Source organism: Salinispora sp. CH2A1_6 (assembly GCF_056820975.1).
In genome coordinates, this window is sequence record NZ_JBXEDG010000013.1 from 143912 (window position 1) to 157146 (window position 13235).

The 13235-nt window shown below is 68.0% G+C and carries 10 protein-coding genes and 1 pseudogene; 7 read left to right on the forward strand and 4 right to left on the reverse strand.

Going from position 1 to position 13235, the window contains the following annotated elements; genetic code table 11:
- Window positions 1–132 precede the first annotated feature (132 nt).
- Window positions 133–1317: a bifunctional glutamate N-acetyltransferase/amino-acid acetyltransferase ArgJ gene (gene argJ, locus AC1UKG_RS18635; RefSeq protein WP_026325360.1), complete on the forward strand. Its 1185-nt coding sequence runs from the start codon at window positions 133–135 to the stop codon at window positions 1315–1317.
- Window positions 1318–1376: 59 nt separating this feature from the next.
- On the opposite strand, the gene AC1UKG_RS18640 is transcribed toward argJ, so the two are convergent.
- Window positions 1377–2387, reverse strand: a complete 1011-nt coding sequence (locus tag AC1UKG_RS18640) for an aldo/keto reductase (protein WP_018815038.1) — start codon at window positions 2385–2387, stop codon at window positions 1377–1379.
- Entirely contained in the window at window positions 2368–3714 is a 1347-nt protein-coding gene (gene gabT / locus AC1UKG_RS18645; RefSeq protein ID WP_018815037.1) for a 4-aminobutyrate--2-oxoglutarate transaminase, read from the reverse strand. The genes AC1UKG_RS18640 and gabT overlap by 20 nt, the downstream gene beginning before the upstream one ends.
- A 219-nt stretch (window positions 3715–3933) precedes the next feature.
- Between gabT and AC1UKG_RS18650 the strand changes: the two genes are divergently transcribed.
- From AC1UKG_RS18650 to AC1UKG_RS18665, 4 genes are read left to right on the forward strand one after another with little or no spacing between them, the layout of a single operon-like run.
- On the forward strand, window positions 3934–4587 hold the full coding sequence (locus AC1UKG_RS18650; protein ID WP_026271646.1) for a nitroreductase family protein: 654 nt from the start codon (window positions 3934–3936) through the stop codon (window positions 4585–4587).
- Window positions 4587–5765 (forward strand): pyridoxal phosphate-dependent aminotransferase, encoded by a 1179-nt coding sequence (locus AC1UKG_RS18655; protein WP_018744565.1) that lies wholly within the window; start codon window positions 4587–4589, stop codon window positions 5763–5765. Before AC1UKG_RS18650 ends, AC1UKG_RS18655 begins: the two co-directional genes overlap by 1 nt.
- Entirely contained in the window at window positions 5762–6712 is a 951-nt protein-coding gene (locus AC1UKG_RS18660) for a threonine/serine dehydratase family protein (RefSeq protein ID WP_018744566.1), read from the forward strand. Before AC1UKG_RS18655 ends, AC1UKG_RS18660 begins: the two co-directional genes overlap by 4 nt.
- A gap of 13 nt (window positions 6713–6725) precedes the next feature.
- The gene (locus tag AC1UKG_RS18665) at window positions 6726–8063 is read left to right on the forward strand and encodes an APC family permease (RefSeq protein ID WP_482641721.1); all 1338 of its coding nucleotides are present in this window, start codon (window positions 6726–6728) and stop codon (window positions 8061–8063) included.
- 72 nt (window positions 8064–8135) lie between these two features.
- On the opposite strand, the gene AC1UKG_RS18670 is transcribed toward AC1UKG_RS18665, so the two are convergent.
- Both AC1UKG_RS18670 and AC1UKG_RS18675 read right to left on the reverse strand, forming a co-directional pair.
- Entirely contained in the window at window positions 8136–9878 is a 1743-nt protein-coding gene (locus AC1UKG_RS18670) for a BTAD domain-containing putative transcriptional regulator (protein ID WP_018744568.1), read from the reverse strand.
- Between the two features lie 57 nt (window positions 9879–9935).
- Window positions 9936–10148, reverse strand: a pseudogene (locus AC1UKG_RS18675) (AfsR/SARP family transcriptional regulator); the annotation flags it as partial.
- Window positions 10149–11530: 1382 nt separating this feature from the next.
- Between AC1UKG_RS18675 and AC1UKG_RS18680 the strand changes: the two are divergent.
- Together AC1UKG_RS18680 and AC1UKG_RS18685 are read left to right on the forward strand one after the other, a co-directional pair.
- Window positions 11531–12931 (forward strand): MFS transporter, encoded by a 1401-nt coding sequence (locus tag AC1UKG_RS18680; protein WP_482643214.1) that lies wholly within the window; start codon window positions 11531–11533, stop codon window positions 12929–12931.
- Entirely contained in the window at window positions 12922–13122 is a 201-nt protein-coding gene (locus AC1UKG_RS18685) for a DUF3046 domain-containing protein (RefSeq protein WP_018220599.1), read from the forward strand. The genes AC1UKG_RS18680 and AC1UKG_RS18685 overlap by 10 nt, the downstream gene beginning before the upstream one ends.
- The last annotated feature ends 113 nt before the right edge of the window (window positions 13123–13235 follow it).

Sequence of the window (13235 nt, forward strand, 5' to 3'; positions counted from 1 at the left end):
GCTGCGCTCTGACCGAGCGACCACAGACCAGCCGCCGCGCGGCCCTCCCGGTCCGCAGCGGCGGCTGGTCGGATAATGGCAGTTGAGCACAGGTTCCGTGTCCGGCTCGGCATTCAGGAGGGCAACCCACTCATGACCGACAGCACTGTTCCCGCGCCGCGGGGCTTCGCGGTGCACACCGCCCATGTGGGCATCCGCGAGGGCGACCGGGACGACCTGACCATCGTGTTCTCGACGGTCCCCGCCGCCGTCAGCGCGGTCTTCACCCGGTCACGTTTCGTTGGTCCCAGCGTCATACTGAGTCGATCGGCTGCCGCTGACGGGCACGCCCGCGGGGTGGTTGTCGTCGCCGGAAACGCGAACGTAGCCACGGGGGCTCAGGGCCTCGAGAACGCGCGTGAGCTTCGGTCGCTTGCCGCGAAGGCGATTGGGGCAGCGGAGGAGGAGCTACTGGTCGCCTCCACCGGTGTCATCGGGCGGCAGTACCCGATGGATGGCCTGCGAGAGCATCTCACCGCGGTGGCCGCGCCTCCGGCGGACCGCGGGTTCGTGCGGGCGGCGCGGGCGATCATGACGACCGACACCCGGGAGAAGATCGCGGTCCGTCGGATCGGCGACGCCACGCTCGTGGGTATCGCCAAGGGCGTCGGCATGATAGAGCCGGACATGGCCACGCTTCTGACCTACTTCGCCACCGACGCACGGCTGGCCCCCGGGGAGCAGGACCGCCTCTTCCGTCGCGTGATGGACCGCACCTTCAACGCGCTCAGCATCGACACCGACACCTCCACCAGCGACTCGGCAGCGCTCTTCGCCAACGGTCTGGCCGGTGAGGTCGACGCGGACGAGTTCGAGCGGGCGTTGGCCTCCGTCGCGCTCGAACTCGTCAAGGAGATCACCCGTGACGGCGAAGGTGCGACCAAGACGATCACCGTCGAGGTGAGCGGAGCCCGCGATGTCGACCAGGCGAAGCGGGTCGGGAAGACCGTCGTCAACTCGCCGTTGGTCAAGACCGCCGTCCACGGCGGTGACCCCAACTGGGGTCGGGTCGCGATGGCTGTCGGTAAATGCTCCGACGACACCGACATCGACCAGGACGCGGTGACGATCCGGTTCGGTGACACGGTTGTCTACCCGCCGGCCCGCACTCCCGTAGATCAGAACGACGACCGTGCCCGTGCGCTCGTCGCCGAGCATCTTGCCCAGGACGAGGTCGTCATCGGTGTCGACCTCGACATCGCCGATGGGGCCTTCACGGTCTACGGATGCGATCTGACCACCGACTACGTTCGTCTCAACGCGCACTACACCACCTGAGCCGCGGGGCGTCGCCGACTGACCCGGGGGCGTGGGCCGATCCACGCCCCCGGGTTCGGTCAGTTGCCGACGAGACCCATGAGAAACGCGTCGTAGCGCGTACCCGAAATGGCGGCGGGGGGCAGGGCCGCCTCGATCTCCAGGAGCTGCTCGGCACTGAGCTTCGTCTCGATGGCCGCGAGGTTCTCCACCAGGTGATCACGGCGCCCGGTGCCCGGAATCGCCACGACGTCCTCGCCTTGATGGTGCAGCCAGGCCAGGCTGAGCTGGGCGAGCGTCAGCTCGTAACGCTCGGCCAGCGCCCGCAACGGTTCCAGGGCAACAAGATTGCGGGGGAGGTGCTCCGCGGAGAACCGGGGCAACGTCCGCCGGAAGTCGCCTTCGCGAAAGCTGGTCGTCGGGGTGACCTGCCCGGCGAGGAAACCGCGCCCCAAGGGGCAGCTGGCGACAACTCCCACGCCGAGTTCGCGGCACACCCCGAGTACGTTGTCCTCGATGCCGCGGGTCCACAGGGACCACTCGGACTGCACGGCCGTGACGGGATGAACGGCGTGCGCACGTCGAAGCGTCTCCGCCGAGACCTCGGAGAGGCCGACGTGACGAACTTTGCCCTCCCGGACGAGCTCGGCCATCGCTTCCATGGCCTCCTCGATGTGTTCGCCCGGTGCGACCCAGTGTTTGGTATAGATGTCCAGGTGCTCGACACCGAGTCGCTTCAGTGACGCCTCGCAGCGACTCCGGATGTAGGCACGGTCGCCGCGAACCCCCAGGAAGTCGCCGCTCGCGGAGCGTTGGAGCCCCACCTTGGTGGCGATGAGGACCCGCTCGCGCCGGCCCGCCATGGCCGCGCCGACCAGCCGTTCGCCATAACCGAGGCCCTGGACGTCGGCCGTGTCCAACAGGGTCACGCCCCGATCGATCGCCTCGTGCACGGTGGCAATCGCCTCGGCCCGGTCCGTGGTGCCATAGAACGAGCTCAGGCTGAGGCAGCCGAGTCCCTGCCCACTGACGGCAAGGTCGCCCAGCTTGCGGACGGGTGGTCCGCTCCGGTCAGCCGAAGAGTCGGTCACAGCTGTCCTCCAGTACGTCCAGCGCGTCGGTGAGCAGCGCCTCGGGCATCACCAGTGAGGGAAGGAAACGGAGCACGTTGCCGTAGGTGCCGACGGTGAGGAGCACGACGCCTGCGGCCTGGCAGGCCCGGGCCAACCGGTCGGCCCCTTCCGCGTCCGGCCGGCCGGTGTCGGGGTGCACGATCTCGGCACCCATCATCGCTCCACGCCCCCGTACCTCTCCCACCTCGGGATGGGCGGCGGCGATCGCGGTGAGGCGGGTGGTCAGTGTGGTTCCGATCTGCCGTGCCTTCGCCCGCAGATCCTGCTCCCGCATGGAGCGGATAGCGGCGAGGGCCGCGGCGCAGGCGACGGGGTTGCCACCGAACGTCCCACCGAAACCGCCAGGCTGTACGGCGTCCATGATCTCCGCACGCCCGGTGACCCCGGCCAGTGGCAGACCACCGGCGAGGGCCTTCGCGGTGATGACCACGTCTGGCGTGATTCCCTCGTGTTCGCTGGCGAACCAGGTACCGGTCCGGCAGAAGCCGCTCTGGATTTCGTCCGCCACCAGGAGCACTCCGTTGCGACGACACCAGGCGGCCAGCTCGGTGAGGAAACCCGGGGCCGGGACCACCATCCCGCCCTCTCCCTGCAGCGGCTCCACCACCACCGCAGCGACGTTCTCCGCGCCGACCTGGCGTTCGAGCGTCTCCACGGCCCGGCTGACCGCCTCCTTTCCCGTCATGCCCTTCGGGTCGCGATACGGGTACGAGGTAGGAATGTGGTGAATATCCGGTACGAATGGCCCGAAGCGCTGCTTGTAGGGGGCGTTCTTGGCGGTCAACGCGAGCGCCAGATTGGTCCGGCCGTGGTACGCGTGGTCCAAGGCAACGATCGCCGTACGTCCGGTGGCAGCCCTGGCGACCTTGACGGCGTTCTCGACGGCCTCCGCGCCGGTGCTCAGCAGCACCGACCGCTTGGGATGGTCGCCCGGAGTCAGCCGGGCCAGTTCCTCGCACACCGCGACGTAGCCCTCGTAGGGTGTCGCCAGGAAACACGTATGGGTCAGTGACGCCACCTGCTCGCGTACCGCGTCGACGACCTCCGGCGCGGGGTTGCCCACCGAGGTCACGCCAAGGCCCGAGCCGAGGTCGATGAGGGTGTTGCCGTCAATGTCGTGCAGCAGTCCCGCTCCGGCCGCCTCGATGAACGTGGGAACCGCGCAGCCGACGCCCTGCGCGACCGTCGCCCTGCGGCGCTCCAGCATGCTCCGGGACCGTGGTCCGGGTATCTCGGTAACCAGTTCACGCTTCCAGGCCCGAACGGAGGTGGTCGACATGGTCACGAGCTTCTCCTCTGGACTTCTGCGAGTGCGAGGCCCGGTCGGCCTCTCCGGAGTGTCGCTGACGGCATTGCTCATGCATCGCACGACTACTCGGAATGGAGGCTATCAACGGTTTGTTGATAGCCTCAGAGGCTGCCGGAAAAATTGCTTCAAGGTTTCTCCAAGGTAGATTCAAACACCACAGGTGATCCTCTTTGCGCCGATGAGGAGGAGATAGCAATGACAATGTTGAACCTCAGTCCCGACGCGCTGCTCACCACGACCAGGTCCGTCCGTAAGCGACTCGACCTCACCCGCTCCGTCCCGCTGGAACTGGTTAAGGAGTGCCTCACGGTCGCGCTGCAGGCACCAACGGGGAGTAACCGCCAGACCTGGCACTTCGTTGTCGTCACCGATCGTGACAAGCGCAGGGTGATCGGCGACTACTATCGCCGGGCGGTACACACCTACCTGGCATCGGAGGGCTCCTGCGGCACGCTTTACCCGGAGGACGCCGAGCGGCACCTCACCCAGCAGCGGGTCGCCGACAGCGTCGCCTATCTCGGTGAGCACATGGCAGAGGTTCCGGTGCATGTCATTCCCTGCCTTGATGCCACCGCCGCACCCGAATACAACGAGGCCGGCCGGTGGGGGTCGATCATTCAGGCCTCGTGGAGCTATTCACTCGCCGCCCGAGCGCGGGGCCTGGGCACCGCCTGGACAACCCTGCACCTCATGTACGAGAAGGAGATCGCTGACCTGTTGGGGCTTCCAGACGGGCTGATCCAGGCGGCACTGCTGCCGACGGCCTACACGATCGGCACGGATTTCAAACCCGCGCCACGACAGCCGCTGGAGTCGGTGCTGCACCTCAACTCGTGGCTGGCGCAGTGATGGCAGCGCGTCGCCACCAGGTGGGACAACGGGCGGCTGGGCTGCGGGACCTGGTCCTGGCACCGATGATCCAGTTGGCTCGGGAACTGGACGCGGCGGACCTCGCCATCGGCATACCGCCCGGTAGTCCGCCGGCGGCGGCCGTTTCCGCCGCTACCCGGGCCATGCGCTCGGGTCTCAACCAGTATGCCGACCCCTCGGGTGTTCCGCACCTGCGCGAGATGCTGGCGGAGCGGATCGCCGCCCGGAATGGGACAGGCATCGACCCGACGACCGAGTTGACCGTGACCGCGGGCTCGACCGAAGCGGTCCTGGTGTCCCTACTCACCGTCACCGATCCAGGTGACGAGGTGATTGTTATCGAACCGGCGTTCGAGACGTACAGTGGCGCGGTCCGGCTCGCCGGCTGCGTGCTCGTTCCGGTCCGGTTGCGCAACCCTGGTTGGCGGCTCGACCTCGACCGGCTCGCGGCCGCCTTCACCGAACGCACCGCGGCCGTCATCGTCAACACACCGCACAACCCGACCGGACGGGTCTTCTCCCGCGAGGAGATGGCAGGCCTGCTGGCGCTCTGCGAGCAGCATGGTGTCGTGTGTGTGTCCGACGAGGTCTACGCCGACTTCGTCTTCGACCGGCGGGCACACGTCTCGGCCCTTGACTTTCCACAGCACCGTGAGCACCGGATCGTTTCCGGAAGCCTCTCCAAGGCCAACGAGATGGCGGGCTGGCGCATCGGATACTGCGTCGCCGCCCCCCGACTCACGGCGGTGTTGCGCAAGGTGCACGAGCGGACGAGCTTCAGCACCAGTACACCGCTGCAGCACGGCGCGGCGGCGGTCGCCAGTGCCACCTGCGGGCCGGATCAGTTCGAGCACCGTCGCAAGGAGATGGTCGATCGGCTGCGGGACATGGGGTTCGACGTACACCCGCCGGAGGGCGGCTGGTACGTGATGGCGGGAACCGAACCGCTCGGGCTGGACGCGGAACGTCTCAGCGACGCACTGCTGCGTACCGCCCGGGTACTGGTGGTCCCCGGCACACCGTTCTTCGAGAACACCGCAGACGGTCGGCGGTGGATCCGGACCACCTTCGTCAAGGACCCGGTGCGACAGACCGCTGCCCTGGACGCGATGGAGGCCCATCTGCCCGCTGTCGCCAAGGTGAGTGAGCTGCGGTGAGCCTGATCAGTCTCCAGGATGTGCGGGACGCCGCGCGGCGTCTCGACACCTATGTCCGCGTCACTCCGGTGGTACCGTGCGACACCCTCCCCGGCCATCCGGGGTGGCAGATTGTCGTCAAGGCCGAGAACCTGCAGAACACCGGCAGCTTCAAGGTACGAGGGTCGACGAACGCTCTGTGCGCGCGGCAGGAACGGGGCGAGAAGGTATCGGCAGTCGTGACCTACTCGGCGGGCAATCACGGAGCCGGGGCGGCGTACGCGGGCAGTCGACTCGGACTCCCCGTGACCGTCTGCATGCCGACGTGGTCAACGCCCGCGAAGGTGGAGGCGGTTCGTCGCTACGGCGGTGAGGTAGTTCTCACCGAAGAGCTTGTCGACACCACGCTCCGGCTCGCGGCGCAGGCCGATGTCGCGATGCTGCACCCCTTCGACGACAAGGACGTCATCGCTGGCCAGGGCACGGTTGGCCTGGAACTACTGGAGCAGGTGCCCGAGCCGGACGCGGTGGTTGTGCCGGTGGGCGGAGGCGGGCTGATCAGTGGGCTGGGGACGGTGTTGTCGGCGCTGTCGCCGCGCACCAGAATTGTCGGCGTGGAGCCGGCCGCCGCCAGTTCGATGGCGCACGCGCTGTCCGTTGGCGAACCAGCGTCACTGCCGCTGCCCGTGCGGTCGGTGGCCGACGGCCTCACCGCCCCGGCACCCGGAACGCTCACCTTCGCGCACGCCCGTCGTTACCTCGACGAGTTGGTCCAGGTTGAGGAGGACGAGATCCTGGGGGCGTGGGCACGGACGCTGTCAGCGACCCGACTGTTCGTGGAGCCGTCCGGTGCCACGCCGCTGGCCGCCGTTCTGCACCGTGAGTTGGCGCTGCCGGAGCGAGCGCGCATCGTGCTGATCGCCAGTGGCGGTAACGCGGCAGTTCACCCAACTGGCCTGGACATTTAGGGGAGGACAGAAGATGGTGCGGCACGTGGTCTCCCCACGTCCGGGGAGGCTCAACCTCTTTCAGGGCACTGCGCTCTACGTCAGTGCCGTACTCGGGACGGGGGTCATCACCCTCCCGGCGATCGCGGCACGCATCGCGGGGCCGGCCTCACTTCTGTCCTGGTTGCTCCTGGCACTGCTCTCCGCCCCACTGGCGTATATCTTCGCGGCGTTGGGCGCCCGCTTCGGGGACAGCGGCGGTGTGTCGACCTATGTGCGTCGTGCCTACGGCGACCCGGCGGCGGCAGTGGTCGGCTGGTGCTTCTACCTCGCCGTTCCCACCGGCACAGCCACGGCAGCGGTCTTCGGTGGGGCGTATGTCGCCGCAGCCACGGGCGGGGGTGCCGCCACGACATACGTGACCGCATTCCTGTTGGTCACCGCGGCCGTGGTGATTAACGTCGCTGGGCTGTCCCTTGTCGGGCGCATTCAGCTGTTCCTGGCAGTCCTGCTGGTCACGGTACTCCTGGTGGCCTCCGGAGCGTCGATGCCCCAGGCGGACACCGGAAACCTGGTTCCGTTCGCGCCGCAGGGCTGGCTGGCGATCGCCCCTGCGGCGGCGACGCTGGTGTGGAGCTTCGTCGGTTGGGAGGCGATTACCCACCTGCACGGAGAGTTTCGCAACCCCGCGCGGGACGTGCCCCGGGCGACCTGGACGGCGGTGGTGCTCATCGGTGCCCTGTACCTCGTCGTCGCATTCGCGGTGATTACCGTACTCGGCCCCACCGCCGCGAACAGTAGCGCGCCCCTGGGTGAACTGCTGGCGGTCGGGCTCGGTGGGCAGGCCCGGGTCCTCGCCGCGGCGGCGGCGGTGACGCTAACCCTCGGGGCGACAACGGTGTACGTGGCCAGCGCGGCGAAACTCGGCGCGCAGCTCGGTGCGCACCACGACCTGCCGGCGCGTCTGGGCCGAGGTAACGGGCCGGGCGACATACCGCGGACCAGCCTGGCGGTGTTCGCCGGCCTGACCTATCTCTCTCTGCTCGCCATCGTCACCCTTGGCGTCGGCATCGAGACGTTGGTGCGCATGACCAACAGCGCTCTGGTCGCGGTCTACGTCGTTGGCACGGCGGCAGCCGTACGGCTGTTGCCACGCGGCACCCGAGGGAACCAGGCAGCGGTGTTGTCACTGGTCACCGTGCTCGGTCTGTTGGTCAGCTCCGGCTGGTACCTGCTCTGGCCAGCCGCGCTCGGCGCGGGGGCACTGCTCTATCGGCGGTTTCGGCACCCGGTACGGGTGGGTCGAGGAGACGGTTCACAGGCATCGCCCTCCAGACGGGGGCACCTCGGCCGGACCACACACCGGCGTTGACGGACCTGTCGCCGTCGGCGTTGTCCAGCTCGACGGATGGTCCAGCACCTGCCGAACACCAGGCGAGCGGGGCTACCGGAATAGTCGTTTTGCCGCCTGCCCGGCTAGTTGGAGAAAAGGCCTGATCGCCCCCCAGGCGCCCGTGTCCAGTGCTGCCCGCCGGCCGCGGAGGACCCTGGCGGCACTGCCAGCGCCACCTGCGGGCAGCGCTCTGCTCACCAGGTGGTGCAGTTCCACCCGGCGGGTGGGGCTCATGTCCGCCAGGACCAGGTCACGCACCAACTCCTGGGCGAAAGTAAGGTCGTTGCTGTCGGAGCGGATCAGGCCAGAACGCAGCGCGCTGTGCACGGCGTCCGCCGGCACGCCTAGCAGATGTAGGACCGAGGACAGGAGCCGAGGCTCGACCACGCTACCGATTACGGCACAGACCTCGACTACCGTGAGCGCATCCGGCGGGCATTCCGCCAGCCGTCCCCGGACAACGACCTTCACCCGAAAGGGTAGTTGCCTTCGGAGGGCGCGGGAGTCGACTTCTGGCGTCAGTGAGAGGGTCATCCGGGTTAGTAGGAAAGGGTTGCCGCCCGTCGAACGGTGCAGGTTCGAGATCTCGTCCGAAGAGACGTTCATCCCGCGAAGACCCACGACCACCGCTTCGGATTCAGCCCGTGAGAACGGAGTCAGTAGGAGATCGTCTACCAGATCTTCCTGCAGGATTTCGGAAAGCGTTTGCTGCAGTTTCGGATTGCTTGATACGGCATGGTCCCGTGCGGTGGCGACTATGGTGAACCGGGGGTCTCGGGTCTCCCGGATCAGTCGGTGCAGTAGGTGTAGGCTCTCGTGGTCCGCACAGTGGATATCTTCGAGGAACAGTGCAATCGGCGCCTGCCGGCCGGCCTTGTCGATTGCCCAGCACACCTCCTCGTAGCTCAGCCGCCGCTCCGGTGGCGGTTCGGTCGGATCCTCCGTCGCTACCTCGTCGCTCGGCATGGCGTTCCGGCGGGCGGTGTAGCGGCCTGCCTTCCGGGTTACCTGGTGCCAGAGGTCCAGTTCCGACGCATCGGCGGAGCGCTTCCCCCGTGCCCAGACGACCTCGGTCCCGGCGGCGAGGAGTTCCCGCTCGAATACCTGGAGGAGGAAAGTCTTGCCCACTCCTTGTTCGCCGACAACGAGCAGCATCCGGCCGTAGTTACCGGGTTCCGCCGTCATCCGGAGACGCTCCATGGCGGAATGGCGTCCGACCATGCGCTCATCGGCGGGTGGAAGCGGGCTCGTCGGGGTCCCGACGGCGGGAGCGGATGTCGACTTCGTGTCCGGGGTGGCCGCCGCGGGTTCACCGGTGGGAAGGTCCTTCCGGAGGACGGCCTGGTGCAGTTTCTGTAGCTGGGTGCTGGCATCGACTCCGAGTTCGGCGGCGAGGTAGGAGCGAATGTGTTCGTAGGTGATCAGTGCTTCCGCTGGTTGGCCGCTGTGGTACTGGGCCAGCATGAGTCGGCCTGCCAGGCGTTCTTGCGTGGGGTTGCGGCGGACCTCCTCCCCCAGCCGTTCGATCACTTCGTCGTGTTGGCACATCTCGAGCGCCGCGTCCGCCCAGATTTGGAGTCCTCGGAGCCGCAACTGGTCGAGGCGGGTAGCTTCGAGCGCCGCGAAGTTGTAGGCCGTCAGCTCGTCGTACGGCGTGCCGTGCCAGAGGGAGAGGGCAGACTCCGCAGCACCTTTCGCGAAATTCGGATGGCCTTCGTCTAACAGGTCCGAGGCGAGTTCGATGGCGTTTTGAAACTGCACGAAGTCGGTGCAGTCAAGGTCTGTCTCAAGCATGTATCCCGAGGCCAGGTGACGGATCCTGATCTGGAAATTGTGGTTCGTTCTGGAGGTTTCGTCAAGTGACTGCCGTAGCCTCGACACGTATGAATAGATTGTACTCCGCACGGATGTGGGCGGCTTCGAGCCCCAGAGCGAGTCAATTATCCTTGGTATGGATATTGATTGTCCGGCATTGATGAGTAATAGCGCGAACAGGGCGCGTTGGCGTGGAGGGCCAAGGCGGAAGCACCGTTTGTCGCCGGCTCTGATCGAGATTCTTCCCATCGTCTGTATCGTCACGGACGAGGCCGTGACGCACCTTGAGTAGGGGGTGGTGAGCGCGCGGTTCGGGTTGGTGGCTCGGCGAGTTTCCTCAGCTGACTTCGCTCTGCCTCGCGGTGGCGGTGTCTCAGTGGTGTGACCGCCCGGCTCGGTCTTGGTGGCGGTCTTTTGGAGCTCGTTGATGTACCTCTGTGCGGCGCAGTTGGCCGGAGCCCCGTCTTTGCGGCCGGGACGCTCTGGTGGTTGCTTCGTCTCCACGGGACTTCCTTACGGCGGTCGTTCGACGGTGGCGGGCAGGGGTCAGATAGCCGACAAGTGGGAGTTGGGCGGAGGGTGGGTGTCGCAGAGTGCGAGCGTGACGCGAGCCGTCTGATCTTGATTAATGTGTGAGAGCTCCTAACCTGATCTCCGGTTGTCCTGTGTGGTTGGACGTCACCAGCAGATCAGCCTGCAGCCGGGGGATACAAGGGGCACCGTGAAGGTCGAGGTGATGTTCTCAGTGGATGGTCAGACGGCGGAACCGGTGTCGTGGTGCGGTGCCTTGTTCCATGACATGGCGCAGTTCGCCCAGGCCCTTGATGTGCCTGCGTTCCGGGACGTGGGACGGACCGGCTCGGTCCGTCGTTTGCGGCAGGCGTCGCGGAATCTGGCGCTGTCGTATCCCTTTTCCGCCGACCGGACGGGGAGCCGTCGCCGGAGCGCGACCCGACACTCGCCGACCGGTGGTGGTGCGTCGAGTGGGTCCCCGGCGTACTGACGATGTAACCGGTCGCACACCCCGTGTCGCTCCAGTGGCGGGGCCCGCGCCAACATGAAATCCCGGAATCGAAGCCCAACTCCTGGGGAGGGTCCTCCCAGTCGATGTTGGTGTGCGGCGCGAACAGAGTCCCTTGTGAACACCGTTGATCTGGTGTCGGCCGTGCCCCCGGTGACCGTCGCGGCCCTGTGGCAGTAATGGCTCGATCAACTCCCACAGCTCGTCATCAATGACCCGTGGCTTATCCATGTCGTAGAAAACGACCACAATGGGTAATCATAACAACCATCATCTTCGATCTACAAGATTGTGTGACGTACTCTGAGTAGATGGTGCCGTGGGCGGCTGTGATACATCAGTACATCAAGATTTTCGCAGCTCGGACGGCTTCCTGCCGGTGCTGGCCAGGGCTTCGTCGCGCCTGGTCGGTGGGGCGTGTTCGGCGAACTGGCCGGAGCGCTGTCGGGGTCGCGGCCCGGTTCAGCAACCGTACTCGGGCGAGATCGACGATGCCCCCGCGTAGTGGAGGGCGTCGGCCGCGCTGCGTGACGGCGTACCCGGCGGTGTCGGCTGGGCCGGATGCGCAAGGATAAGTGTGCTGTTCACCCCTTACCCGCGGGAGTCGTCTGTGACTACCGACCTGACCGCTCCGGCCCGGATCCGGTCGGAGGTGGCGCCGATCCAACGGCGCACCCTGGGCCTGCTGTTCGGCACCCAGATCATCGGTGGCATCGGCGTCACCATCGGGGTCGCGGTCGGGGCGCTGCTCGCCGCCCGGATCGCCGGCACCGCGGTCGCCGGTCTGACCCAGAGCGCCGCCGTGGTGGGCGCCGCGCTGCTCGCCATCCCGATCACCCGGATCACGAACGGGCACGGGCGTCGTCCGGGACTGGTCGTCGCCTATCTGGTCGGTGCGGTCGGCGCGGTGCTGGTGGTGCTCGCCGCGGTCACCCGGATCGTGCCGCTGCTCTTCCTCGGCAATCTGCTGTTCGGCGGCGGCGCCGCCGCGAATCTCCAAGCCCGCTACGCCGCGGTGGACCTCGCCGAGCCGGCGCGTCGGGGCCGGCAGCTCGCCCTGATCGTCTGGGCCACCACCATCGGGGCGGTGGCCGCGCCGAACTTCGCGGCGCTCGCCAACGCGGTCACCGGCGGGTGGGGGCTGCCGCCACTGGCCGGCCCGTTCGCCTTCAGCGCCGTCGCCTTCGTGCTGGCCGCCGGCGCACTCTTCGCACTGCTGCGGCCCGACCCGCTGCGCACCGCGCAGCGACTGTCGGCGGCTGAACCCGCGACGCCCCCGGGTCCGGCGGCTGAACCCGCGACGCCCCCGGGTCCGGTGGCCGAACCCGCGACGCCCCCGGGTCCGGTGGCCGAACCCGCGTCGCCCCCGGGTCCGGTGGCCCGGCGGGGCGCGGGGATGCGGGCGGCCTGGCGGGTGGTCCGCGACCGCCCGGCGGCCCGGCTCGGCGTCGCGGCGGTGGCGGTCGGGCACGCCGTGATGGTGGCGGTGATGTCGATGACCCCGGTCCGGCTCGGCGAGTCGCACGGCGACGCGGACGTCCTACGGGTGGTCGGGATCGTGCTGAGCCTGCACATCGCCGGCATGTACGCGCTGGCCCCGCTGGTGGGCTGGCTCGCTGACCGGCTCGGCCGGCCGGCGGTCATCCTCGGCGGGGTGGGGCTGTTGCTCGCCGCGTGTGCCGTCGCCGGCACCGCCGGCCACCACACGCCGCAGCTCTCGGTGGGTCTGGTCCTGCTCGGGCTGGGTTGGTCCGGCACCATGGTGGGCGGCTCCACCCTGCTGTCGGAGTCGGTGCCGGCGGCGGTGCGGCCGAGCGTGCAGGGCTTCTCCGACCTGACCATGGGGCTCGCCGGCGCCAGCGCCGCCGCGGTCAGCGGGTTCGTCATGCGGGCGGCCGGCTATCCGGTGCTCACCCTGCTGGCGGCGATCGTGGTGGTGCCGTTGGTGGCGTTAGCGTTACGTCGGGGGCCCACCGGGGCGCCCGACCGGGAGGATGACACGTGCGGCTGACCGACTTTTGGGCGCGGCTGGAGGAGGCGTTCGGGCCGGGCTACGCGGCCAGCATCGCCAGCGACCAGGTCCTGGCGCCCCTCGGCGAGCGGACGATCGAGCAGGCGCTCGCGGCGGGGGAGGAGACCCACGTCGTGTGGCGTGCGGTGGTCGCCGCGTATCCGGACCGGGTGCCCGCGCGGCTCCGTTGAGCAGCCATTTCGTTACGTTCGCGGGTTGCGCCGCCACTCGTACACCTGTTCGGCTATTGTCCACAGCGAGGCGCTCGTCCGCAGCTCGCGGCATGGTCGCTGGCGTTCTGTCG

Coding starts and splice junctions, on each gene's coding strand:
- argJ (WP_026325360.1), top strand. CDS start 133: ATGACCGACAGCACTGTTCCCGCGCCGCGGGGCTTCGCGGTGCACACC.
- AC1UKG_RS18650 (WP_026271646.1), top strand. CDS start 3,934: ATGACAATGTTGAACCTCAGTCCCGACGCGCTGCTCACCACGACCAGG.
- AC1UKG_RS18655 (WP_018744565.1), top strand. CDS start 4,587: ATGGCAGCGCGTCGCCACCAGGTGGGACAACGGGCGGCTGGGCTGCGG.
- AC1UKG_RS18665 (WP_482641721.1), top strand. CDS start 6,726: ATGGTGCGGCACGTGGTCTCCCCACGTCCGGGGAGGCTCAACCTCTTT.
- AC1UKG_RS18670 (WP_018744568.1), bottom strand. CDS start 9,878: ATGCTTGAGACAGACCTTGACTGCACCGACTTCGTGCAGTTTCAAAAC.